Annotated in this window: 17 protein-coding genes; 6 read left to right on the top strand and 11 right to left on the bottom strand. The window is 73.9% G+C overall.

Going from position 1 to position 22,977, the window contains the following annotated elements; all coding sequences use genetic code 11:
• Positions 1-55 precede the first annotated feature (55 nt).
• A complete protein-coding gene (locus AB0K65_RS31425) occupies positions 56-847 on the top strand; it encodes an SDR family oxidoreductase (RefSeq protein WP_365722546.1) in 792 nt (263 codons plus the stop codon).
• Between the two features lie 128 nt (positions 848-975).
• On the opposite strand, the gene AB0K65_RS31420 is transcribed toward AB0K65_RS31425, so the two are convergent.
• Positions 976-2,121 carry an ROK family transcriptional regulator gene (locus AB0K65_RS31420; protein ID WP_365722544.1) on the bottom strand — a complete coding sequence of 382 codons (1,146 nt, stop codon included), beginning with the start codon at positions 2,119-2,121 and terminating at the stop codon, positions 976-978.
• Positions 2,122-2,230: 109 nt separating this feature from the next.
• Between AB0K65_RS31420 and AB0K65_RS31415 the strand changes: the two genes are divergently transcribed.
• From AB0K65_RS31415 to AB0K65_RS31405, 3 genes are all read left to right on the top strand, one after another.
• Positions 2,231-3,448: an MFS transporter gene (locus AB0K65_RS31415; RefSeq protein WP_365722542.1), complete on the top strand. Its 1,218-nt coding sequence runs from the start codon at positions 2,231-2,233 to the stop codon at positions 3,446-3,448.
• Positions 3,449-3,546: 98 nt separating this feature from the next.
• Complete coding sequence (locus tag AB0K65_RS31410) at positions 3,547-5,010, top strand: solute carrier family 23 protein (protein WP_365722540.1); 1,464 nt, start codon at positions 3,547-3,549, stop codon at positions 5,008-5,010.
• 74 nt (positions 5,011-5,084) lie between these two features.
• The gene (locus AB0K65_RS31405) at positions 5,085-5,903 is read left to right on the top strand and encodes a DUF5995 family protein (RefSeq protein ID WP_365722538.1); all 819 of its coding nucleotides are present in this window, start codon (positions 5,085-5,087) and stop codon (positions 5,901-5,903) included.
• Positions 5,904-5,958: 55 nt separating this feature from the next.
• Here the strand turns inward: AB0K65_RS31405 and AB0K65_RS31400 are convergent, their stop codons facing one another.
• The 4 genes from AB0K65_RS31400 to AB0K65_RS31385 form a co-directional block, all read right to left on the bottom strand.
• The gene (locus tag AB0K65_RS31400; RefSeq protein WP_365722536.1) at positions 5,959-7,653 is read right to left on the bottom strand and encodes an NAD(P)/FAD-dependent oxidoreductase; all 1,695 of its coding nucleotides are present in this window, start codon (positions 7,651-7,653) and stop codon (positions 5,959-5,961) included.
• A gap of 62 nt (positions 7,654-7,715) precedes the next feature.
• Complete coding sequence (locus AB0K65_RS31395) at positions 7,716-8,522, bottom strand: carbon-nitrogen hydrolase family protein (RefSeq protein ID WP_365722534.1); 807 nt, start codon at positions 8,520-8,522, stop codon at positions 7,716-7,718.
• A 501-nt stretch (positions 8,523-9,023) separates the two neighbouring features.
• Positions 9,024-9,479 (bottom strand): Lrp/AsnC family transcriptional regulator, encoded by a 456-nt coding sequence (locus AB0K65_RS31390; protein ID WP_365722532.1) that lies wholly within the window; start codon positions 9,477-9,479, stop codon positions 9,024-9,026.
• 10 nt (positions 9,480-9,489) lie between these two features.
• Positions 9,490-10,971 (bottom strand): amino acid permease, encoded by a 1,482-nt coding sequence (locus AB0K65_RS31385; RefSeq protein WP_365722530.1) that lies wholly within the window; start codon positions 10,969-10,971, stop codon positions 9,490-9,492.
• A gap of 288 nt (positions 10,972-11,259) precedes the next feature.
• Between AB0K65_RS31385 and AB0K65_RS31380 the strand changes: the two genes are divergently transcribed.
• Entirely contained in the window at positions 11,260-12,288 is a 1,029-nt protein-coding gene (locus AB0K65_RS31380) for a GDSL-type esterase/lipase family protein (protein ID WP_365722527.1), read from the top strand.
• Between the two features lie 267 nt (positions 12,289-12,555).
• Here AB0K65_RS31380 and AB0K65_RS31375 read toward each other — a convergent pair whose 3' ends face one another.
• From AB0K65_RS31375 to fmt, 5 genes are all read right to left on the bottom strand, one after another.
• The gene (locus tag AB0K65_RS31375; RefSeq protein WP_365722525.1) at positions 12,556-13,998 is read right to left on the bottom strand and encodes a GuaB1 family IMP dehydrogenase-related protein; all 1,443 of its coding nucleotides are present in this window, start codon (positions 13,996-13,998) and stop codon (positions 12,556-12,558) included.
• Positions 13,999-14,910: 912 nt separating this feature from the next.
• Complete coding sequence (locus AB0K65_RS31370) at positions 14,911-15,900, bottom strand: sugar-binding domain-containing protein (RefSeq protein WP_365722548.1); 990 nt, start codon at positions 15,898-15,900, stop codon at positions 14,911-14,913.
• 208 nt (positions 15,901-16,108) lie between these two features.
• A complete protein-coding gene (gene rpe, locus AB0K65_RS31365) occupies positions 16,109-16,792 on the bottom strand; it encodes a ribulose-phosphate 3-epimerase (RefSeq protein ID WP_365722523.1) in 684 nt (227 codons plus the stop codon).
• A 219-nt stretch (positions 16,793-17,011) separates the two neighbouring features.
• Positions 17,012-18,454, bottom strand: a complete 1,443-nt coding sequence (locus tag AB0K65_RS31360; RefSeq protein WP_365722521.1) for a transcription antitermination factor NusB — start codon at positions 18,452-18,454, stop codon at positions 17,012-17,014.
• Between the two features lie 262 nt (positions 18,455-18,716).
• Positions 18,717-19,649, bottom strand: a complete 933-nt coding sequence (gene fmt / locus AB0K65_RS31355) for a methionyl-tRNA formyltransferase (RefSeq protein ID WP_365722519.1) — start codon at positions 19,647-19,649, stop codon at positions 18,717-18,719.
• A gap of 312 nt (positions 19,650-19,961) precedes the next feature.
• On the opposite strand from fmt, the gene AB0K65_RS31350 reads away from it, so the two are divergent.
• Complete coding sequence (locus AB0K65_RS31350; protein ID WP_365722517.1) at positions 19,962-20,483, top strand: hypothetical protein; 522 nt, start codon at positions 19,962-19,964, stop codon at positions 20,481-20,483.
• Between the two features lie 182 nt (positions 20,484-20,665).
• On the opposite strand, the gene AB0K65_RS31345 is transcribed toward AB0K65_RS31350, so the two are convergent.
• Entirely contained in the window at positions 20,666-22,810 is a 2,145-nt protein-coding gene (locus AB0K65_RS31345) for a primosomal protein N' (protein ID WP_365722515.1), read from the bottom strand.
• Positions 22,811-22,977 lie beyond the last annotated feature (167 nt).

Below are 22,977 nucleotides of genomic sequence, written 5' to 3'. Positions count from 1 at the left end.
GCACCCACATCGTGCGGGGCGACGAACAGGCCGCCGACCATCTGATCGAGGAGGCATGACCACGATCCTGGTGACGGGGGGCACGGGCACCCTCGGGCGCCCCGTGTGCGACCTGCTGCGCGCCGGCGGCCACGAGGTCCGCGTCCTGAGCCGCCACTCCCCGCCCTTCGCCGTCGACCTGCGCCGAGGCGGCCCCCTGCTCGACCGGGCCGTGCGGGGCGTGGACGCGATCGTCCACTGCACCCACATCGTGCGGGGCGACGAACAGGCCGCCGACCATCTGATCGAGGCGGCCCAGCGGGGCGGCGTCCCGCACCTGCTCTTCATCTCGATCGTCGGCGTCGACCGGGTCCCGCTGCGCTACTACCGGACGAAGTACGCGGTGGAGCGGCGGATCCAGCAGTCCGGGATCGGCTGGACGATCCTGCGGACGACGCAGTTCCACGACCTGGTCCTGCGCCTCCTCCAGGGTCTGGCGAAGCCGCCCGTCATGCTGCTCCCGAAGGGCGTACGGGATCAGCCCCTGGAGGTCGCGGAGGCCGCGGCCCGTCTGGCGGAGCTCGCGGCGGGCGCCCCCGCGGGCCGGGTGGCGGACATGGGAGGCCCCGCGGTCCGCACCTTCCCCGAACTCGCCGAGGCCTATCTGGAGGCGAGCGGCCGACAGCGCCGGACCGTGGAGGTGCCCCTGCCGGGGCGGGCCTACCGAGGGCTGTGTCTCGGCGGCCACCTGGCTCCCGAATCGGCGGTGGGGCGGGTGACTTTCGAGGAGTTCCTGGCGACGCGCTTCGGCGCCGGGCCGGCGGGCGACGGGCCGGCGGGCGACGGGCCGGCCGGCATCGGCTCGTAGCGCACGGCGCCGGGAGGACGGGGCCGTCTCGCGGGCGCCCGCGCGCCGAAGGGCTCGTCCCGGGCGGCGCCGCGGGCGGCCAGGAGGGCGCCGGGGCGCGGCAGGGCGCCGGGCGCGCGGAAGGCCGCCTACGCCTGGGCGGAGTCCCGCGCGCCGAAGACTTCGTCCTGGGCGGCGTCGCGGGCGGCCAGGAGGGCGCCGCGCAGGACCGCGGTGTCGCCCAGCGCGGTGGGACGGACCTCCGTACGCAGCGGCGACAGGACCGAAAGACGCTCCGCGACGCGTTCCGCCAGTGCGGCGCCGCCCGCGTGGCCGGTCTCGCCGGCGAGCACGACACAGCCCGGGTCCAGCACCGAGACGACCGCGGCCGCGCCGACGGCGAGGCGGTCGGCGAGCGCGTCCAGGAAGGGCCCGTCGCCCGAGGCGAGGGCCGAGCGGGGGTCCAGACCGTGCCGGACGGCCAGCGCGCCGACCGCCGCCGCGCAGACCAGCTCGTGGAAACCGCCCGCGCAGTCGGTCGCCGAGGGCAGCCCGGAGGTGCCGGGAACCGGCAGGAAGCCGATCTCCCCCGCGCCCCCCGACGCGCCCCGCCGCAGCCGCCCGTCCAGGACGACGGCCGCCCCGACGCCCTGGCCGAGCCAGAGCAGCACGAAGGTGTCGCAGTCCTGGGCCGCGCCGACCCGCTGCTCGGCGACGGCCGCCAGATTGGTCTCGTTCTCGACCAGGACGGTGGCCGGCAGCCGCTCCTGCAGGGCGGGGACGAGCCGCCGGTGCCACGCGGGCAGCCCCGAGGAGTCGTTCAGCTCCCCCGTCGCCGGGTCGATGAGTCCGGGCGCGCCGATGCCGACGCTGTGCAGCGACCCGACCCCCGCCTCCTTCGCCGTGCGTTCGAGGAGGGCGACCGCCTGCTCGACGGCGGGCTCCGTGGCCGTTCCGTCGCCGACGGGCAGCGACGCCTCGGCGAGCGTCGCCCCCAGGAGGTCGGCGACCACGACCGAGACGGAGCGGGTGCGCACGTCGAGGGCGGCGAGATGGGCGCGGTCGGAGACGATCCCGTACAGCTTGGCGTTGGGTCCGCGACGCTCGGCCCCGGCCTCCCCCACGACCCGGACCAGTCCGGAGTCCTGGAGCCGCTCGACGAGGTCGGCGACGGTGGGGCGGGACAGCCCGGTCAACGTCTTGAGCTGGCTTGCCGTCAGCGGCCCCTCGTCCTGGAGCAGTCGCAGGGCGAGCCGGTCGTTGATGGCCCGGGCGGTGCTCGGGGATGCGGGCATGCCGTGGATCCTCTCAGACTTCCGATCGGTGCACTATTTATCAGGCAGGGTTCCTGATAGTTTACGTCGGCACCATCCGAAGGACGGCAGACAGCTCCGGGGAGGGCCCATGGCGGGCGAGACCGTTTTCAGTACCGAGCGGCTGCGGCGGGCCCGCTTCGCCGTCGCCGCCGTCTTCTGCGTCCACGGCGCGGTCACCGGCAGCTTCGCCACCCGCATCCCGTGGATCCAGGACCACGCCGACGTCAGCGCGGGCCAGCTCGGCCTCGCACTCGCGTTCCCCGCTCTCGGCGCCTCGCTCGCGATGCCGGTGGCCGGCGCGATCAGCCACCGGTTCGGCGCCCGGACCGCGCTGCGCGGGCTGCTCACGCTCTGGACGCTGGCGCTCACCCTGCCGTCGCTCGCCCCGAACATCTACGGACTGTGCGCCGCGCTCTTCGTCTTCGGCGCCACGGCCGGCATGTCCGACGTGGCGATGAACTCGCTCGGTGTCGAGGTCGAGAACCGGCTCGGCAAGTCGATCATGTCCAGCCTGCACGGGATGTGGAGCGTGGGCGCACTCATCGGCTCCGCCGCCGGCACCGTCGCCGCCCATGTCGATGCGGACGCCCGGCTCCACCACCTCGTCGCGGCCCTCGTCCTGACCGCCCTCGGCATCGCCTTCTGCCAGGGCGTCCTCGATCTGCAGAGCGCCCCGGACGAGGAGGCGCCGCCGCGCTTCTCGCTGCCGCCGAAGTCCGCCCTGGTCATCGGCGCGATCGGATTCTGCGCGGTCTTCGCCGAAGGCGCCAGCCTCGACTGGTCGGCGGTGTACCTCGAGGACGAGCTCGGCTCCTCGGCCGGGATCGCGGCCGCCTCCACCACGGCCTTCGCCCTGACGATGGCCGTCGCCCGGCTGATCGGCGACCGGGTGGTGGACCGGTTCGGCGCCGTACGGACCGTGCGGGTGGGCGGTGTCGCCGCCACCCTCGGCGGGTTCCTCGTCGTCTTCGCCCCGCACGCGGCTCTCGCGATGGCCGGATTCGGTCTGATCGGTCTCGGGGTCGCCGTCGTCGTCCCGCTCGCCTTCGCCGCGGCCGGCCGCAGCGGCCCCAACCCCAGCCAGGCCATCGCGGGCGTCGCCACCATCACCTACACCTCGGGACTGATCGCCCCCTCGGCGATCGGCGGCATCGCCGACGCCACCTCGCTGACGTTCTCCTTCGGCCTCGTCACGCTCCTGGCCTTCGGGCTCGTCCTCGGCGCCGGCGTCCTGCGCCCGGGCGCCCGCACCTCCGCGCCGGCCGTAAGCGGAAGCCCGAGGGAGAGTTCCGGCAAGGCCGGATGAGAGCCGCCCCGGCCCCGGTGACCTGCGGCGCACTACCATGTGGCTGATCTTTCGCGGCCACGACGCGGCCGCCTGAAGCGGAGAACGGGAGCGGCCTCATGAACCTCGGCGTGCGCTGGACCCTGCACGGCGACGGACGGACACCCGCTCCGGGAGCCGTGGTCCGGCCGGACGAGCGGCTCTCGTGGCCCCGTACGGCCGGGCTCGGCGCCCAGCACGTGGTCGCGATGTTCGGCGCGTCCTTCGTCGCCCCGGTCCTGATGGGTCTCGACCCGAACCTCGCGATCATGATGTCGGGCGTCGCGACGGTGATCTTCCTGCTCGCGACCCGCGGGACGGTGCCCAGCTATCTGGGATGCTCGCTCTCCTTCGTGGGTGTCGCCGCGGCCATCCGGGCGTCCGGAGGCACCAGCGCCACCGTCACCGGAGCGGTGCTCGTCGTCGGCGCGGTGCTGTTCCTGGCGGGTCTGGCGGTTCGGAGGTTCGGCGCGCGGATCATCCACGCGGCGATGCCCCCGATCGTCACCGGCGCCGTCGTCATGCTGATCGGCTTCAACCTGGCTCCGGTCACCGCGGCGACGTACTGGCCGCAGGACCAGTGGACGGCTCTGCTGGTGATGCTCTTCACCGGGCTGGCCGTGGTCTGTCTGCGCGGGTTCTGGTCCCGCATCGCGATCTTCCTCGGCCTGATCTTCGGCTACGCCGTCTCGTGGATCTTCGACCTCGTCTTCGGGAAGATCCACTCGATGTCCCCGGGCGGCCAGGTCACCGACCACTGGCGGCTCGACCTCTCCGCCGTCTCACGGGCCGACTGGGTCGGTCTTCCGTCGTTCCACGGCCCGAGCTTCGAGTGGTCCGCGATCCTGGTCGCGCTCCCCGTGGTGATCGCGCTGATCGCCGAGAACGCCGGGCACGTCAAGGCCGTCGGTGAGATGACCGGCGACCCGCTGGACGACAAGCTGGGCACGGCGATCGCCGCGGACGGCGCCGCCTCGATGCTGTCGACCGCCGTGGGCGGCCCGCCGAACACGACGTACTCCGAGAACATCGGCGTCATGGCCGCCACCCGCGTCTACTCCACCGCGGCCTACTGGGCGGCCGCCGGCTTCGCCCTGCTCTTCGGACTCTGCCCGAAGTTCGGCGCGGTCGTCGCAGCCATCCCCGGCGGTGTGCTCGGCGGCATCACGGTGATCCTGTACGGCATGATCGGCCTGCTCGGCGCCCAGATCTGGATCAACGCCAAGGTCGACCTGCGCAATCCGCTCAACCTGGTGCCGGCCGCGGCGGGCATCATCATCGGCGTCGGCGGGGTGAAGCTGACCTTCACCGACACCTTCGAACTGGGCGGGATCGCGCTCGGCACGCTCGTCGTGATCACCGGCTACCACGTCCTGCGGGCCTTCGCCCCGGCGCACCTGAAGCGGCAGGAGCCCCTGCTGGACTCGGGCACCAGCTCGTACGAGAGCGGGGAGGGCGACGGGCCACGTGAGGGCGGCGGTCCGGGCGCGAGCGGCCGTCCCGCGACGGGCGGAGCCGGCGACGAGCCCGCCACCAAGCCGTAGCGGCATTCGCCCGTTCTGGGTAAGCCCGGCCGAGGAGAGTTCCCTCCCCGCCGGGCTGCTGGGACGCTGCCCCCATGGCGCAGACCCAGCAGATCGAGACCGGGGCCGATGAGACCGGTACGGAAGAGGGCGGGACCCCGGACCTCCTGACCCCGGACATCGGGACCGTCGAAACCGCACCGGTCACGACGGCACCGGTCCCGGTCGAGGAGCTCGGGCCGTTCACGGCGGTCGACCCGGTGGTGGACCGGATGAGGGCCATCCGGTCGGCCTGGCACCCCACCGACGGGGTCGCGGTCTTCAACCGGGTCTATCTGACCGTGACGGAGGAGATCGGCCATGCCATCGCCGCCGGCACCTTCGCCGACCGCAGGGCCGCCGCCACCCTCGACGTCCGTTTCGCGGAGCGCTATCTCTCCGTGGTCGACGCCGTCGCCACGGGCGGCCCCGCCCCGGCCTGCTGGCGGCCGCTCTTCACCTACCGGCGCCACCCCGGCGTGAGCCCGCTCCAGTTCGCGCTCGCCGGGATCAACGCGCACATCGGCCACGACCTCGCGCTCGCGGTGGTCGACACCTGCCGGGCGCTGGAGTGCGCGCCGCAGGACCTCGAGGACGACTTCGACCGCGTCGGCGACGTCCTGGTCCTCCTGGAGGAGCGCATCCGCGAGGAACTGATGCCGGGCCCGGACCTCCTGGAGATCGCGGACCCGCTCACCCATCTGCTCGGTTGCTGGAGCCTGGACCGGGCCCGGGACGGGGCCTGGCTCGCCGCCCGCTCGCTGTGGCAGCTGCGGGAGCTGCCCGACCTGGCCGAGGAGTTCGCCGAACGCCTCGACCGGTCGGTGGGTCTGGTGGGGCGGATGCTGCTGACGCCGCTCGCACAGCGCGGCTGACCGCTCTCGCGGCCGCTCGCGCGCCGGTGCTGTCCGCCCCACCTCCCCAACGGCGTCAGTCCTCCGGAAGTTCCACCGGCGCGATGTCGTCGTAGACGTCGCCGGGACCCGGGTTGGTGGCGTCGGTGGCGCCGCCGAAGTGGTGCATGACGCCCCACACGGCGTTCAGCGCGGTCTGCACGGCGCCCTCGGCCCAGCCGGCCGTCCAGGAGATGTCGTCGCCCGCGAGGAAGATGCCCCGCTTGTCCTCGGGCAGCCGGTCCTGCATGAAGTGCGTGAACAGGCGGCGCTGGTAGCGGTAGTGGCCCGGCAGGTTCGCCTTGAAGGCGCCCATGAAGTAGGGCTCGTTCTCCCAGGAGACCGTCACCGGGTTGCCGATGATGTGCTTCCGGATGTCGACCTTCGGGTAGATCTCGCCGAGCGACTTCAGCATGACCTCCATCCGCTCGTTCGCGGACAGCGGCAGCCACTTCAGGCTGTCGTCGCACCAGGTGTACGACAGGCAGATCACCGCCGGCTTGTCCGGGCCGTCGTCCAGCAGGTAGGTGCCCCGGGTCATCCGGTCGGTCAGCGTCATCGACATGACGTCCCGCCCGGTCTCCTCGTCCTTGTCCAGCCAGAACGGCCGGTCCACGGGCACGAAGAGCTTGGAGCTCTCCATGTAGTGGGTGCGCTCGATGGCCGTCCAGTGGTCGATCGGGAAGAGCGAGTCGTCACAGGCGATCTTGGACAGCAGCATCCAGGACTGCGCGGTGAAGATCGCCGCCTGGAAGGTACGGATGTCGCCGGAGGCGTCCGTGACGGTGATGCGGTTGCCGGCGGTCCGGTTCAGCCGGGTCACGGCCGGCTTCGGAGCACCGTCGTGGAGCGAGGACAGCGAGGTGCCCTGGGCCCAGTGGACGATCTTCTCCGGCTCGCGCTCCCACAGGCGCAGCGGCAGCTGCTGGGAGCCGCCCACGATGCCGCGGTGGTGGTCGTCGGCCTCGGTGTAGACGACCCGGAGGATCTCCAGAATGGAGTTCGGGAAGTCGGTGTCCCAGCCGCCGGTGCCGAAGCCGACCTGGCCGAAGATCTCCCGGTGGCGGAAGGACTTGAACGCCTCCGACTCGCACAGGAAGCCGTAGAAGGTCTGGTTGTCGAGCTTCTCGACGAGCTTGGCCCAGATCTCGCGGATGCGCGGGACGTCGCGCTCGCGCATGGCCTGGTTCATGTCGGAGAAGTCGGCGCCCTCTTCCAGACAGGCGTTCCACGCGGCGGCGACGTCGCGGTAGACCTGCGGCAGGTCGTCGACGGTCTCGGCGTAGTGCGACTCGCCCTTGAGGTCCACGACGGTCGACGGCGTCGACTCGGCGAGCGGGTTCGGGAAGGGCTGGGTCTCGAGGCCCACCAGATCGATGTAGTGCTGGAAGGCGGTCGAGGAGGGCGGGAAGCGCATGGCGCCCATCTCGGCGGTCAGGTCCTCGGTGCCGGTGCCCTCGAAGCCGACGGTGCGCAGCCGGCCGCCGATCTGGTCGGCCTCGTAGACGACGGGCTTGAGGCCCATCTTCATCAGCTCGTAGGCGGCGATGATGCCCGAGAGCCCGCCGCCGATCACGGCGACCTCGGTGCCGTGCTCGGTCGCGGGTATCTGGCCGAGTCCGGCCGGGTGGGCCAGGAAGTCGTCGTAGGCGTACGGGAAGTCCGGACCGAACATGGTGATCGGCGGCTGCGCGTCGGTGTGCTGGACGGCGGTGGGCACCGTGGACGTCATGGGGTTCGGACTCCTTGCACGGAAAAGACTGGGGAGGGGGAAGGCGGGCGGGCGTCGGGGGCTCAGACGAGGGAGCCGTACAGCCCGGGACGGCGGTCGCGCAGATACGGGTTGTCCGCCCGGGAGGCGGCCAGGATCTCGGGGTCGACATCGCCGAGGACCAGGTCCCGGCCCCGGCCGGCACGGGCGCGGGCGGTGCCGTCGGGGCCGGCGAGCGTGGAGAGGCCGACGAACTCGAACTCCCCCTCCACCCCCGCCCGGTTGGCGTAGGCGACGTACATCTGGTTCTCGAAGGCGCGCACGGGGACGACGGACTCGGCGACGATCTCGGCGGGGTGCATGAGGGCGGTCGGCACGAGGAGGAGGTCCGTGCCGGCCAGCGCCTGCGCCCGTACGTTCTCCGGGAACTCGACGTCGTAGCAGATCATGAGGCCGACCGTGAGACCGCCGAGCTCGGCCTGGACGACGCCGTCGTCGCCGGGCGTGAACCACTGCTGCTCGAAGCCGCCGTAGAGGTGCGTCTTGCGATAGCGCGCGAGCACGGCTCCGTCGGCGCCGAAGAGCTGGGCGGAGTTGTAGAGGACTCCGTGCCGGTCGGTGTCCCGCTCCGGGTAGCCGTATCCGACGGCCAGTCCGTGGCGTGCCGCGACGGCCGCGACGGCCCGGGCGGAGGGCCCGTCCGACGGCTCGGCCAGACGCGCCAGGTCGGCGCCGATCGCGTACCCCGTCAGGAACAGCTCGGGGGCGAGGAGCAGGCCGGCGCCGGCGGCCGCCGCGCGGGCGGCGGCCTCGTCGAGGATCTTCAGATTGGCGGCCACGTCACCGAGCTCGCCGGAGCTCTGGAGCAGGGCGGTGCGCAGCGCGGGCATGGTGATCCTCTGGGGGTCCGGAGTGCGAGGGGGAGACGTCAAAAACGGTACGGTTCCGCACTCGGCCGGGACAAGGCGGGAGCGTTGCGGACCGACCGTCGAACCGTTGCGCGATCTGCGGTCGACACGGCGATTCGTTGCGTGAGGCTCCTTCGGGGGCGGTACGACTCCCCACCGCGCGGCGGAGGGCGGGGCGGGTGGCGGGGCGACGCCGCCCGACGGACCGGGCGGAAGAGTGCCGGCCGGCCGGCTGACCTGCCGAAAGGACCGCGCCGCCCGGAACCGTCGTACGAGGGCCGCCGCCCTCGCCGCCGCCCTGGTGATCACCGCAGGGGCCGCGGGTTCCGCCGTCGCTCCGGTGCTTCCGGTGCTTCCGGCGCTTCCGGCGCTTCCGGCGCTTACGAGGCTGCGGAGGCGGCCGTCGCCCGGGTGGCCGGCAGGGGCGGCAGCCGGGCGCCGCCCCGGGCCTTCGCGTACCCGACGGGGCGGGAGCCGCCGGCCCTAGGCGGGCGAGCCGGAGGAGAAGCGCCGCAGCAGCGGCGAGAGCACCAGGACCGACTTGGTGCGCTCCACGAACGGCTCGCCCGCGATGCGTTCCAGGACCCGCTCGAAGTGGCGCATGTCGGAGGCGAAGACCTGCACGACGGCGTCCGCGTCGCCGGTGACGGTCGACGCGGACACCACCTCGGGGTACCGCTCCAGACCTCGCCGGATGTCGTCGGGCGAGGTGTTGTGGCGGCAGTAGATCTCGACGAACCCCTCCGTCTCCCAGCCGAGCGCCGCCGGGTCCACCCGTACGGTGAAGCCGGTGATGGCGCCCTCGGCTCGGAGCCGGTCCACGCGCCGCTTCACGGCGGGCGCCGAGAGACCGACGAGCGAGCCGATGTCGGCGAAGGAGCGACGGGCGTCCTCCGCGAGGGCGTGGACGATGCGTTCGTCGAGGTCGTTGAGTCGCACTACGGGTGGATCACTTCTCTGCTTCGGTGGCCACCACGTCCGTGGCCAGGCGGGAGCGGCGCATGCCGTACAGGAAGTAGACCACGAGGCCCGCTGCCATCCACGCACCGAAGTACGCCCAGGTGATCAGGTCGAGGCTGTACATGCTGTATCCGCAGAAGGCGAAGCCGAGCACGGGGAAGAGCGGCCCGAACGGCACCTTGAAGGAGCGCTCCATGTCGCGCCGCGTGTAGCGGAGGACCACGACGGCGACGTTGACCAGGGCGAAGGCGAAGAGCGTGCCGATGCTGGTGGCGTTGACGAGCTCGCCGAGCGGGACGGCCGCGGCGAGGATTCCGCAGAAGAGCGAGACGATCACGGTGTTGGCGCGGGGCGTGCCGGTCTTGGGGTTCACCTTGCGGAAGACCTTGGGCACGAGGCCGTCGCGGGACATCGCGAAGAGGATGCGGGTCTGGCCGTAGAGCACGGTCAGGACGACGCTGGCGATGGAGATGACGGCGCCGGCCGCGAGCAGGGTGCCCCAGAAGCTCTGTCCGGTGACGTCGTTCATGATCGCGGCGAGAGTGGCGTCGGTGCCGGCGAACTTCTTCCAGTCCCACGCGCCGACCGCGACGGCGGCGACGAGGACGTAGAGCGCGGTGACGATCACCAGGGAGAGCATGATCGCCCGGGGCAGGTCGCGCTTGGGGTTCTTGGCCTCCTCACCGGCGGTGGAGGCGGCGTCGAAGCCGATGTACGAGAAGAAGAGGATGGCCGCCGCGGCGCCGATGCTCTCGCGGCCGAGCGGCATGAAGTCGGAGTAGTTCCCGGAGTCGAAGCCGATGAAGCCGATCGCGCAGAACAGCACCAGCGAGGCGATCTTGACGAAGACCATGATCGTGTTGGCCCGGGCGGACTCCTTGGCGCCACCGAGCAGGAACACCATCGCCAGCATCACGACGATCAAGGCGGGCAGGTTGAACACGCCGCCGTCGCCGGGGGGCGCGGTGAGCGCCGCGGGGAGGGTGACGCCTATGGTCCCGTCGAGGAGTTCGTTGAGGTAGTCGCCCCAGCCGACGGCCACGGCCGCGACGGAGACGCCGTACTCCAGGAGCAGGCACCAGCCGCAGATCCAGGCGACGACTTCACCCATCGTTGCGTACGCATACGAGTACGACGATCCGGCGACGGGGATGGTACCGGCCAGTTCGGCGTACGAGAGCGCCGAGAACAGCGCCGTCAGTCCGGCGAGCACGAAGGCGACGGTGACGGCGGGGCCGGCCTCCGGCACCGCTTCGCCGAGGACGACGAAGATGCCGGTACCCAGCGTGGCACCGATGCTGATCATCGTCAGCTGCCACATCGAGAGGGAGCGGCGGAGCGAACCGCCCTCACCCTGCCCACCCTCGGCGACCAGCAGTTCTACCGGCTTGCGCCGGGTCAGGGCGGAGAGTCCGGAGGACTTGGGGACGGTCGGCTCGGTGGCCGGCGGGGCTGCGCCTTGATCCAGCACTGCGGGGGCTCCTTGATCGCTGCCTGTCGGGACGCGACGACCGCGGCGGCACGCGAGCAGGGGTAAGGAGCCCGCGAGGGATGGGGGACCGCCGAGCAGGCGGTCGCCGCCACTCCTGGTACGAGGCATGAGCCTAAGCCTTTACGCTTCGCGTCCGTAATGCAGGGTTGTTGCGCACCTGCGGATGATCATTGCGCTCTCGCGACGCAGGCGGGGAAACATTGCGCCCCATCGCATGAATCCACCCATCGAGGTGTGAAGCGACCTCTTCGTGTGCAGGGACTCCTCATGCCGGAAGACCCATGCCGCGAGCCGCAGACGCCCCCTCCACCCCGGGAGACGGGGAGCGGATGGCTCGCTCCCGAGCCCTTCCTGCGCGGCACGGCGTGGCTCGACCGGGGGCGGGCGGTGCGCGCCGATCCCGCCGACCTCGACCGCCTGCCGTGGGACACCGCCGAGCGCGCCACCCTGCCGATCGGGGTCCGGGTCGAGTTCACGGCCACGCCGGGGACGCGGGAGGTCGAGCTGCGCTACCGGACGGCCACGCCGGGATCGCTGCCGCACTGCTTCGCCTTGTGGCAGGACGGGCGGTGCGTGCGCGAGGTCCTGACCGACCCGGCCGGGGAGGCGACGGCCCGGCTTCCGCTGCCCGCCGCCGGGGGCACGTTCGTGGTCCACCCTCCGGAGAGCCGCGGGCCGGTGGTCCTCGGCCTGCGGGCGACCTCGGGCACGCTCGCGCCCGCTCCCCGGCGCCCGCGCTGGCTGGTGCACGGCGACTCGATCACCGAGGGCTGGTGGTCGACCCGGCCGGCCCTCTCCTGGGCGGCGACGGCGGGACGGATCCTCGCCCTGGACACGGTCAACCTCGGGTACGCGGGCGGGGCGCGCGGCGAGCTGCCGCTGGCCGAGCAGCTCGCGCGCCTGCCGGGCGAGCTCGTCACCCTCGCCTTCGGGACCAACTGCTGGTCGGGGTCGCCCTGTTCGGCCGACTGGCTGTACGAGACGGTGCGCGCCTACGTCGGGCTGATCCGGCGGGGCCACCCGGACGCCCCGCTGCTGATCCTCTCCCCCGTCCTCCGTCCGGAGGCCGAGACCACCCGGAACGCCCTGGGCGCCACTCTGGAGGACCTGCGCACCGCGATGGAGCACGCGGCCCGGGACCTGGCGGCGGAGGGCGACGGGCGGCTCCTGGTGCTCTCCGGCAGGCCGCTGCTCGGCCCCGGGGACCTGGCGGACGGCCTGCACCCCAACGACCGCGGACACGCCCGCATGGCGGCGGCGGTCACGGAGGCGTTGCGCCCGCACGTGCCGGCCTGACCGGCCGACGGGGACGGCGAAGGCCCCCGCGAGAGTCTCGCGGGGGCCTCGACGGCGGGGACGCGGCGGCGGGGACGCGGAAGCCTGCCCGGGCGTGGTGCGAAAGTCCCGCCTGCCCCGAGCCGCCCCGGCACGCCCGATTGCCGCGTCGCCGGGACGGCTGAGTACGCCCCGCACGAGGGCGCTCCCCGCCGCCTTGCGATCGCACGCAGCATCGGCCGCGGGGACCGCCCTCCGGGCAGACGGCGCTGCTTTCCGGGGCAGTCCCTAGCTCCAGCTGGCGTGCAGCGGCTTGCCCTCGGCGTATCCGGCGGCGCTCTGGACGCCGACGACGGCCTTCTCCTCGAACTCGGCCAGCGAGGCCGCGCCCGCGTAGGTGCAGGAGGAGCGGACACCCGCGATGATCGAGTCGATCAGGTCCTCGACGCCCGGGCGGGCCGGGTCGATGAACATCCGGGAGGTCGAGATGCCCTCCTCGAACAGCGCCTTGCGGGCGCGGTCGTAGGCCGACTCCTCGCTCGTGCGGTTGCGCACGGCGCGGGCCGAGGCCATGCCGAAGGACTCCTTGTAGAACCGGCCCTGGGCGTCCTGGTGGAGGTCGCCCGGGGACTCGTACGTACCGGCGAACCAGGAACCGATCATCACGTTGGAGGCGCCGGCGGCGAGCGCCATGGCGACGTCGCGGGGGTGCCGGACACCGCCGTCGGCCCAGACGTGCTTGCCGTACTTCTTCGCCTCGGCGGCGCACTCCAGGACGGCGGAGAACTGCGGCCGGCCGACGCCGGTCATCATGCGGGTGGTGCACATGGCGCCGGGGCCGACACCGACCTTGATGATGTCCGCGCCGGCGTCGATGAGGTCCTTGACGCCCTCGGCGGCCACGATGTTGCCGGCGACGATCGGGACGTGCGGGTCGAGGCCGCGGACGGCCTGGATCGCGGCGATCATCGACTCCTGGTGGCCGTGGGCGGTGTCCACGACGAGCGTGTCCACACCGGCGTCGAGGAGCTGCTTGGCCTTGCCCGCCACGTCGCCGTTGATGCCGACGGCGGCGGCGATGCGCAGCCTGCCCCGGGCGTCGGTGGCGGGGGTGTACAGGGTCGCGCGGAGGGCGCCCTTGCGGGTGAGGATGCCGGCCAGGCGCCCGTCCTTGTCGACGGCGGGGGCGTAGCGGCGGTTGGCGTGGTCCAGCTTGTTGAACGCCTCGCGCGGTTCGATGTCGGCGTCGAGGAGGAGCAGGTCCTTGGACATGACCTCGGACAGCTGGGTGAAGCGGTCCACGCCGGACAGGTCGGCGTCGGTGACGACACCGACCGGGCGGCCGTCCTCGTCGACGACGACACCGGCGTCGTGCGCCCGCTTGGGCAGCAGCGACAGGGCGTCCGCGACGGTCTGGTGCGGGGCCAGGACGATGGGGGTGTCGAGCACGTGGTGCCGGCTCTTGACCCAGGAGATGACGTCGGTGACGACCTCGATCGGGATGTCCTGGGGGATGACGACGATGCCGCCGCGACGGGCGACGGTCTCGGCCATCCGGCGGCCGGCGATCGCGGTCATGTTGGCGACGACCAGCGGGATCGTCGTACCGGTGCCGTCCGGCGAGGAGAGGTCGACGGCCTGGCGGGAGCCCACGGCCGAGCGGCTCGGCACCATGAACACATCGTCGTACGTGAGGTCGTACGGCGGCTTGACGTCATTGAGGAAACGCACGTGCTGAACATCCCAGTCGATCGGAGTGGCCCCTAGGCATTTCAGCCAGGGGAAAAAGCACGTAGTTCATTGTCCCACGCCCCTACCCATACCAGTCCCGGGCGATTCCTCCGAGGCTCGCCGCACCACCTTCGTCGGATCCTCCAGATGCCCCCCCGGAGGCGACGACGGCGGAGAGGCTGGTGGGGTGTGCTTCGACTGCCGTGGCGAGACGTCCTGCGCGAGCCGCCCCGGCGGCCGACGAGCGCCTCCACGCTCAGGAGGGGCACGACGAGCCCGCGGGGGGCCGGAGCGGGAAAGCCGTGCGGAGGCCGGAGCGGGCGAGCGCGCGAAGGCCGCGGCGGGAAGCCGCGCAAGGGTCCGAGCAGCGTGGCCGCTTCCCCGGCGCGCGGCGGGGCGCCGCAGGCCGGAACGGCGCGGCGAGGCGTACCGGACGCGCGCGGCGGGTCGCCGCGGGCCGGAACGGCGCGGCGAGGTGAGGCGTACCGGACGCGGCCCCGGTCCGGGGGCCCGCCTCCAGGCCCGGGGCGGGCCTGCGGACGTGGCCGGGACGACCGTTACGGCCGGAAGCGGGGCCGCAGGCGACGGCGCCGGGACGGCGACAAAGAGGTCTGGAGGCGGGCGCCCGGGTGACGGGAACCCGGGCGCGGGCGGGCCCGCCCAGACGGCCGGAAGCCGGGCCCGGCAGGCAAGCACGCCCCGACGGCGGGATACGGATCGCAGGTCGCAGGCAGGCTCCCGAACGGCGGGAAGCCCGGGCCGCAGGCAGGAGCCCACACGGCCGTCGCGGTCGAAAGCCGAGCCGCAGGCAGGCGTGCGGCCGTTGCGGCCGGAAGCCGCGGGCGGGCGCCCGGGCGGCCATGGCGGCCAGAGACCGGTTACGGGCGCCGGTGCGGCCCGGCGCCGGTGGAGTCAGACGCCGTCCGGGTCCGCGCGCTCCAGGGCCGGGCGGGGACCGGGGGCCGCCTCGGTGAGGAGGTAGTCCGCGGCGGCGCGGTCCGTGACCAGGCTGGTGACGAGACCGGAGCGCAGTACCGCCCCGATCGCGGCCGCCTTGCGCTGGCCGCCCGCGATGGCGACGACCTCCGGGATGCGGCGCAGCCGGTCCGCCTCGACCGTGATGCAGCGCTCCCCCAGGTCGCGACCGACCCGGCGGCCCTCGGCGTCGAAGAGGTGCGCGGACATCTCCGCGGCGACGCCGAGCGAGGCGTAGTGGGCCCGCTCCTCGTCCGTGAGCATGTCGTGGACGGTCGAGATGCCCCGCTCCCACGAGCCGATGGAGACGCAGGCGACGGTGACCTTGTCGAAGTACTCGAAGGCGCGGGCGATGCCGGTCTGGTTGCGCAGCGCGGCAGCCGTGGCCGGGTCGGGCAGCAGCATGGGCGCGTAGATGGGATGGGCCTCGCCGCCCGAGACCTGGGCGGCACGCCGAACCGCCTCGACGGAGCCGCGCTCGGCGGTCCCCGCGTCGTACACACCGGTGAGCTGGACGACCGTGCAGGGCGGCAGGCGGTCGAGCGCCGCGGCCATGTGGATGGTGGAGCGGCCCCAGGCGAGACCCAGGACGTCACCCTCGGCGACCAGCTCGCCGAGGAGGTCGGCCGCGACCTCGCCGAGGTTCTCCGGGTCGGGCGACTCGTCCTCGCCCTCGGCCGGGGACTCGACGACGACCGCGTGGCGGAGCCCGAAGCGGGCGCGGAGCGCGTCCGAGCGCTCGGCGTCCAGCTCGGCGGGTACGCGGATCTCGATGCGCACGAGGTCGCGTTCGAGGGCGGTCTCCAGGACCCGCGCCACCTTGAAGCGGCTCACGCCGAACTCCTCGGCGATCTGGATCTTGGACTTGCCCTCGAGGTAGAAGCGGCGGGCCATGGCCGCCGCCTGCACCAGCTCCGCGGGTCCCATCCGCAGGGCTGACCGTCCCGCCGAGATACCCGCCACCGCGATCTCCTCACTGCTGCTGTTCACGTACCGCTGCCCGCGTCTGCTCGCGTCGTCGCTGTTCAGACGTCACTGCCGTTCACACTCCGGCTCGCCGTTCATCCTGTCAGATACGACGGGCCCTGATCAGTCCTGGCGGTCCTCCGTCGGACCGCGTTCATCTTCCGGAGGCTCAGTGGCCACACGCCCACGCCGCCGAGGCGGTAGCGGCGTCGGCCCGCGCCCGCAGCGCGCGGACGGCCTCGGCCGGGTCCTGGGCGCCGTAGACCGCGGAGCCGGCGACGAAGACGTCGGCCCCCGCCTCGGCGCAGCGCTCGATCGTGGACTCCGAGACGCCGCCGTCCACCTGCAGCCACAGCTCCAGGCCGTGCTTGGCGATCAGCTCACGGGTCCGGCGGATCTTGGGCAGCATGATGTCGAGGAAGGCCTGGCCGCCGAAGCCGGGCTCGACCGTCATGATCAGCAGCATGTCGAGCTCGGGGAGCAGGTCCTCGTACGGCTCGATGGGCGTCGCGGGCTTCAGCGCCATGGACGCCCGCGCCCCCTTGGCCCGGATCTCCCGCGCCAGCCGTACGGGCGCGGCCGCCGCCTCCACGTGGAAGGTGACGGAACCGGCCCCGGCCTCGACGTACTGCGGGGCCCAGCGGTCGGGTTCCTCGATCATGAGGTGGCAGTCCAGCGGCGTCTCCGTGGCCCGGCTGAGGGACTCGACGATCGGCACGCCGAGCGTCAGGTTGGGCACGAAGTGGTTGTCCATGACGTCGACGTGCAGCCAGTCGGCGCCGTCGACGGCCTTCGCCTCCTCGGCGAGGCGGGCGAAGTCTGCGGACAGGATGCTGGGATTGATCTGCGCCATGTGCCAAGCCTGCCATGTTCTTGGGCACTTCTTTGCCGCGGTCCGGTTTCGGTTCGCATCCGGTGCGGCCGGAGGGGGCCGACGGACGTCACAGGCCGGGCATTCGAGGCTTTTCGTCGTCGCCGGAACCGGAGTCCGTCCGTCCGCACGGCTCCGCCGGGCCGTGGGTGGCGGCGGAGCCGGGCGCGACGACCTCGAGGACACGCGCGCGGGACGGTGTCAGGCCGTGCGGCGCAGGAGGGCCAGATACATCGCGTCGGTGCCGTGGAGGTGCGGCCAGAGCTGGACGTCCGGACCGTCGCCGAGGGCGGGGACGTCCGCCATGAGGGGGCGCGCGTCGATCCACTCGGCCTCGACGGCGGGGCCGCCACGGCCCTTGAGGACGTCCTCGACGACCACGCGGGTCTCGGCGAGGTGCGGGGAGCAGGTCGCGTAGCCGACGATCCCGCCGACCCGGACGGCCGACAGCGCCTCGCGCAGCAGCCCGCGCTGGAGCGGGGCGAAGCCGTCGAGGTCCTCCGGGCGGCGGCGCCAGCGGGCCTCGGGGCGGCGGCGCAGGGCGCCCAGGCCCGAGCAGGGGACGTCCATCAGGACGCGGTCGAAGGAGCCGGGACGCCACGGCGGGCGGGTGCCGTCGGCGGCGATGACCTGGTAGGGCCCGGGGTTGCCGGCCAGCGCGCGCTCGACGAGGCGGGCGCGGTGCGGCTGCTTCTCGGAGGCGAGCAGCATGGCTCCGCGCTCCGCCGCCAGCGCGCCGAGCAGGGCGGCCTTTCCGCCGGGTCCGGCGCAGCCGTCGAGCCAGTGCTCGTCGCGGCCCTCCAGGGGCGCGTTGGCGAGCGCGATCGCGACCAGCTGACTGCCCTCGTCCTGGACGCCCGCCCGGCCGTCGCGGACCGCCTCGATGGCACCGGGCTCGCCGCCCTCGGCCAGCCGGACGGCATAGGGCGACCAGCGCCCGGGGAGGACCGACTCCTCGCCGAGGACCTCGTGCAGTTCCCGGGTCGTGGACCGGCCGGGCCGGGCCACCAGCGTGACCTCGGGCCGCTCGTTGTCGGCCTCCAGCAGGTCCTCGATGCCGGCCCGGGGGCCGCCGAGCGCGTCCCACAGCGCGGAGACCACCCAGCGGGGGTGGGAGTGGACGACCGACAGGTGGTCCTCGGCGTCCTTCTCGTACGGCGGGGCGACCCGCGCCACCCACGTGTCGAAGTCGTCCTGCGAGATCTTGCGCAGGACGGCGTTCACGAACTTGGCCCGTCCGTCACCGAGGACGACCCGTGCCAGCTCCACGGTCGCCGAGACGGCCGCGTGGGTGGGGATGCGCGTCCCGAGCAGCTGGTGCGCGCCGAGCGAGAGCACGTCGAGCACCGGCGGGTCGACCTCCCGCAGCGGCCGGTCGATGCAGGCGGCGACGATCGCGTCGTACGTCCCCTGCCGGCGCAGGGTCCCGTAGACCAGCTCCGTCGCGAGGGCCGCGTCCCGCGCCTCGAACTTCTCAGGCCCTTCCTTCTCCCGCGCCTTCTTCAGCAGCGGGGGGAGCACCAGGTTCGCGTAGGCGTCCCGCTCGTCGACGGCCCTGAGCACCTCGAAGGCGAGGATCCGGACGGGATCCTTCTGGGGGCGGCGGTAGGGCTTGGATGGACGGCGACGTGCCTGCTCGCTCAAAAGGTGCTCCGCTGACGAAGTGAGAGGTGGATCCCTCTCAGCCTACGTCCGCGCGGGACGGTCTCCCGCCCGGCCCCGGGGCCGGCGCCCTTGCCGGGGCCCGGCGCCCTGCCCGCACCCGGAGCCGGGCCGCGGGCGCGGACGGGACCGGGAGCCGGGGCCGGACGCGGGGCGGGACCGGGAGCCGGGCCCGGACGCGGTGGGCCCGTGCGCCGAGCCGGGACGCTGGACGGGGCCCGGAGCCGTAGGGCTCCCGGGGGCGTCAGGCGCCGACCCGCTCCCCGGGGGCGATCCGCACGCCCCGCGCCCAGTCGGCGGCCTTCATCGGCTTCTTGCCCTGGGGCTGGACCCAGAGCAGCTCGACGGCGTACGAGCCGGTGCCCACGAAGACGTTGTTCTTGCCGGCCGCGAGCTCGCCGGGCGCCAGGTCGGTGCGGTCCGGCACGGGCAGCGCCTGGATCAGCTTGAGCCGCTCGCCGCGGAAGACGGTCCAGGCTCCGGGGGCCGGGGTGCAGCCGCGCACCACCCGGTCGACGCGGAGCGCCGGGGCGGTGAAGTCGACGTGCGCGTCCTCCACCTGGATCTTGGGGGCGAGCGAGACGCCGTCGGCGGGCTGCGGAACGGCCTTCAGAGTGCCGTCCTCGATGCCGTCCATCGTCGCCGCGAGCAGGCCGGCACCCGCGAAGGCGAGCCGGGTGAGCAGATCACCGCTGGTGTCGGTCGGACGGACGTCCTCGGTGATGACGCCGTAGACGGGGCCGGAGTCGAGCCCCTCCTCGATCAGGAAGGTCGACGCGCCGGTCACCTCGTCCCCGGCCATGACGGCGTGCTGCACGGGGGCGGCACCGCGCCACGCCGGCAGCAGCGAGAAGTGCAGGTTGACCCAGCCCTGGGCGGGGATGTCGAGGGCGACGCGGGGCAGCAGCGCGCCGTAGGCGACGACCGGGCAGCAGTCGGGGGCGATCTCGCGCAGCCGGGCGAGGAACGCCTCGTCCCGTGGCCTGGCCGGCTTGAGCACCTCGATGCCGGCCTCCTCCGCGCGCTGGGCGACCGGGCTGGCGACCAGGTGCCGGCCGCGGCCCGCGGGGGCGTCCGGGCGGGTGACGACGGCGGCCACCTCGTGCCGCCCGGAGGCGAGCAGGGCGTCCAGGGCGGGTACGGCGACCTCGGGGGTGCCTGCGAAGACCAGCTTCACTCGGGAAAACCTCGCATCTTCAGAGTCGGCGCCGCCCACGGGTGTCCGCCGGGGGCCCGGTGTCACCCCCGGGAGAGCGGGGCGTCGGGGCCGACCGCCAGTCCGTCGGGGCGGTCGGCGGGCAGCGCACCAGTCTAGGGGGCGGGGCCCGAGGGGGCGTACGTGAGCACGAGCGCCCTGCGCATATGCGTGTACGCCCCCGCAGCGTGACCCCAAGCCCGGGTGGCGCGTTGGTCAAGAGAGATTGACCGAAACGGGCCGACCCTTCGTCCTGGCCCGACCCTATTCCACGCCGGTTCGAGAGGCTTTCACATGGCCGACCACGCAACCCACGACGCCCAAGCCCGGGCGAGCCTGCACCTGTTGGTGCGGGACATCGAGCGGGTCCGGCGGCAGGTGGACGCACTGCGCACGCTCACGGCCCAGTTGGGCAACGTCTACCGCCCGCGTCGCTCCGGCCCGTCCACGGGCTTCGTCGTCTACGGCCGGGCGCCCGCACCGACCGTCCGGCTCGCCCAGGAGCTGCGGGACAGCGTCGAGACGCTGGTGACGGCGGCGGTCGACTTCGACCGCTCGCTCGGGTTCTCGTGGGACGCGGTGGGCTCGGCGCTCGGGGTCACCAAGCAGGCCGTCCACCGCCGGTACGGCGCCAGGCGCGCGCCCCAGCCGACCGGCGGCGTCGTGGAGCAGGAGCGCGCGCCCGAGCCGGTCCCGACCCGCACCCTGCCGGTGGTCCCGTCCGCCCGGCCGATGCCCCCGCAGCCGACGCCCGCGACGCAGTCCCTCCGCGAGGACCACCGTCCCCCCGCCTTCCCGGCCCCGCGCAACGGCTGACACCGCCCTCCCCGGCCGCCCACCCCGCCAGGGGACCGGGCGGCCGAGCCGCGTCCGGGGCCGGGCTCGACGGGGCGAGGCCGGGATCCGGGCCGGGCGGGGGCCTGGCCGGTGCGGGCCGGGCCGGGGGCCACCGCATCCAGGCCCACCTCGATACCCCGGCGCGACCGCCCCGCCGCCTCTCAGCCGATGTCCGGTGGGTCCACCCTGACCCGTACCGGATCGCCCCCACCCCGAGCCAGACGAGCCGCCTGGGCCCTCTTCAGGGCGGCCGCGAGCGCCGCGCCGTGCCCGGGGGGCACCCGGATCAGGGCCCGCTCCCAGCGCTCTCCCGGGGGCGTGTCGCCGGGCCGACGCGGTGCGCCGGCGCGGACCACCGGGAGCTCCACCGGACCGAGGATCTCGGCGCCGCCGGGCAGCTCGGCGGCGGCGAGGAACGCGCTCACGGCCTCCGGCGGGCCCGACACCGCGGCCATCCGGGACACCGGCGGAAAGCCCAGCTCCGCGCGTTCCGCCAGCTCCCGCTGGGCGTGGCCGACGGGGTCCCACCGGACGAGCGCCTGGACGGGGCGCAGCGTCGGCTCCGCGACCACCACGACCGTGCCCCCCTCGCCCTGTCCCCGCACCAGCGATGCCGCGTCGATCCAGCGCCGCAGCGCCTCCTCGCCGGCGCGCAGGTCAGGGCGTCCCAGCATCGCCCATCCGTCGAGGAGCAGCGCGGCCGCGTATCCGCCCTCCGCGACCGGCTCGGCGCCGGGGGTCGACACGACCAGGGCGGGCCGCCCCGGAACCCGGTCCAGGACGTGGTCACGCCCCGACGTCCGCACCGGCACGGCCGGAAAGGCGCGGCCCAGCTCCTCCGCCGTCCGACGTGCGCCCACCACCTGGGCGCGCAGACGCGTCGAGCCGCACTCCAGGCAGTGCCAGTCGTCGGCGCCGCGCCCGCACCAGCCGCACGTCAGCTCGCGCTGCTCGGGTGCCTCCAGGGGCCCCGCGCAGTGCCGGCACCGGGCCGGGGTCCGGCAGCGTTCGCACGCCAGCCTCGGTACGTACCCGCGCCGGGGCACCTGGACGAGCACGGGACCTGTCTTCAGGCCCTCCCGCACCGTCTGCCAGGCCAGTGAGGGCAGCCGGGCGGCGCGCGCGGCCTCGTCGCGGGCGAGGTCGGTGTCGCCGACGGTCCGGACGAGCGGCGCGGCGGCGCGCACCTGGTCGCGGGTCGCGACCAGCGGCCGGGCCCAGCCGGACTCCACGAGCTGCGCCGCCTCGACCGTGCAGCTCGTGCCGCCCAGGAGGAAGCCGCAGCCGTCGTGGGCGGCGCGCAGCAGCAGGACGTCACGGGCGTGCGGCTGGGGGGCGTGCGGCTCGCTGTGGCTGCCGTCCCCGTCGTCCCAGATGGCGACCAGCCCGAGATCCCGCACCGGCGCGAACATCGCGGCCCGGGTGCCCACGACGGCCCGCACGGCGCCCCGGCGTACCGCGAGCCACTGGGCGTACCGCTTCTCGGGGCCCGTCTCCGCCGTCAGCACCGCGTGCCGTCCCTCGCCGAGGACCCGCCCGAGCGCCTCGTCGACCCGGCCCGCGGCCCGCCCGTCGGGAACGACGACGAGGGCTCCGCGACCGGACGCGAGCGTGGCTCCGACGGCCCGGGCCAGCTCGTCCGCCCAGTGCGGCCCCGGCAGCGCGTTCCACACCGCGCGCGGCGCCCCGCCGCGCGCGAGGGACTCCAGGAACGCCGGGCCCTGGACATACCGGCTCCAGGTGCCCGCCTCCGGCGCCTCCGGCGGTGGCAGCGGTTCCGGCGACGGCTTGCCCTCCGCTCGGGCGCTGCGCGGCGGGACCGCCAGCTGGAGGACGTCGGCCAGACTTCCCGCGTACCGGTCGGCGACCGCCCGTGCCAGTCCGAGCAGCTCGGCGCTCAGCACGGGCTCGGGCGAGACGACGTCGGCGAGGGCGGCCAGCGCCCCCTTGTAGTCGGACTCGGCTCGGCGCTCGACGAGGAAGCCGTCGATCAGCCGCCCGCCCTCGCGCCGCCCGTCCCTGACCTGGTGCGCCCCGGCCCCGAACCGGACCCGCACCCGGACCCCGGGCCGTGCGACGGCGTCCAGCTCCTCCGGCACGGCATAGTCGAAGAACTGGTCGAGGTGCAGCACGCCCTTGTTGACCACCACCCGGGCCACGGGCAGCTCATCGGCCAGCTTGGCTCCCCGCCAGGTGCGCGGCTTGGCCCGCGGGACCTTGGCCTTGCGCACCGTCTCCCGGATGAGCGCGAGCTGCTCGGGCGGCTCACCGGCCGCCCCGTCGGGCTTCTCGTTCTCGCTGCTCACAGCCACATACCTACCAGACCGCTCGGACAGTCGGCCCCGGGCCCGGACGGCCGGAAGCCCGGCCCCCCGTGGGGGGGCCGGGCTTCCAGGGCTTGAGCGTCTCGCCTACAGGCCCGCGGCCGCGCGCAGGGCGTCCACGCGGTCGGTGCGCTCCCAGGTGAAGTCGG

It is taken from the genome of Streptomyces sp. NPDC053755 (assembly GCF_040677675.1).
Classification (GTDB): Bacteria; Actinomycetota; Actinomycetes; order Streptomycetales; family Streptomycetaceae; genus Streptomyces.
This window is presented reverse-complemented; position numbering and strand designations above follow the sequence as displayed.

Coding starts and splice junctions, on each gene's coding strand:
- AB0K65_RS31420 (WP_365722544.1), bottom strand. CDS start 2,121: ATGCCCGCATCCCCGAGCACCGCCCGGGCCATCAACGACCGGCTCGCC.
- AB0K65_RS31415 (WP_365722542.1), top strand. CDS start 2,231: ATGGCGGGCGAGACCGTTTTCAGTACCGAGCGGCTGCGGCGGGCCCGC.
- AB0K65_RS31350 (WP_365722517.1), top strand. CDS start 19,962: ATGGCCGACCACGCAACCCACGACGCCCAAGCCCGGGCGAGCCTGCAC.
- AB0K65_RS31370 (WP_365722548.1), bottom strand. CDS start 15,900: ATGGGACCCGCGGAGCTGGTGCAGGCGGCGGCCATGGCCCGCCGCTTC.
- AB0K65_RS31410 (WP_365722540.1), top strand. CDS start 3,547: ATGAACCTCGGCGTGCGCTGGACCCTGCACGGCGACGGACGGACACCC.
- AB0K65_RS31405 (WP_365722538.1), top strand. CDS start 5,085: ATGGCGCAGACCCAGCAGATCGAGACCGGGGCCGATGAGACCGGTACG.
- AB0K65_RS31380 (WP_365722527.1), top strand. CDS start 11,260: ATGCCGGAAGACCCATGCCGCGAGCCGCAGACGCCCCCTCCACCCCGG.
- rpe (WP_365722523.1), bottom strand. CDS start 16,792: ATGGCGCAGATCAATCCCAGCATCCTGTCCGCAGACTTCGCCCGCCTC.
- AB0K65_RS31395 (WP_365722534.1), bottom strand. CDS start 8,522: ATGCCCGCGCTGCGCACCGCCCTGCTCCAGAGCTCCGGCGAGCTCGGT.
- AB0K65_RS31400 (WP_365722536.1), bottom strand. CDS start 7,653: ATGACGTCCACGGTGCCCACCGCCGTCCAGCACACCGACGCGCAGCCG.
- AB0K65_RS31425 (WP_365722546.1), top strand. CDS start 56: ATGACCACGATCCTGGTGACGGGGGGCACGGGCACCCTCGGGCGCCCC.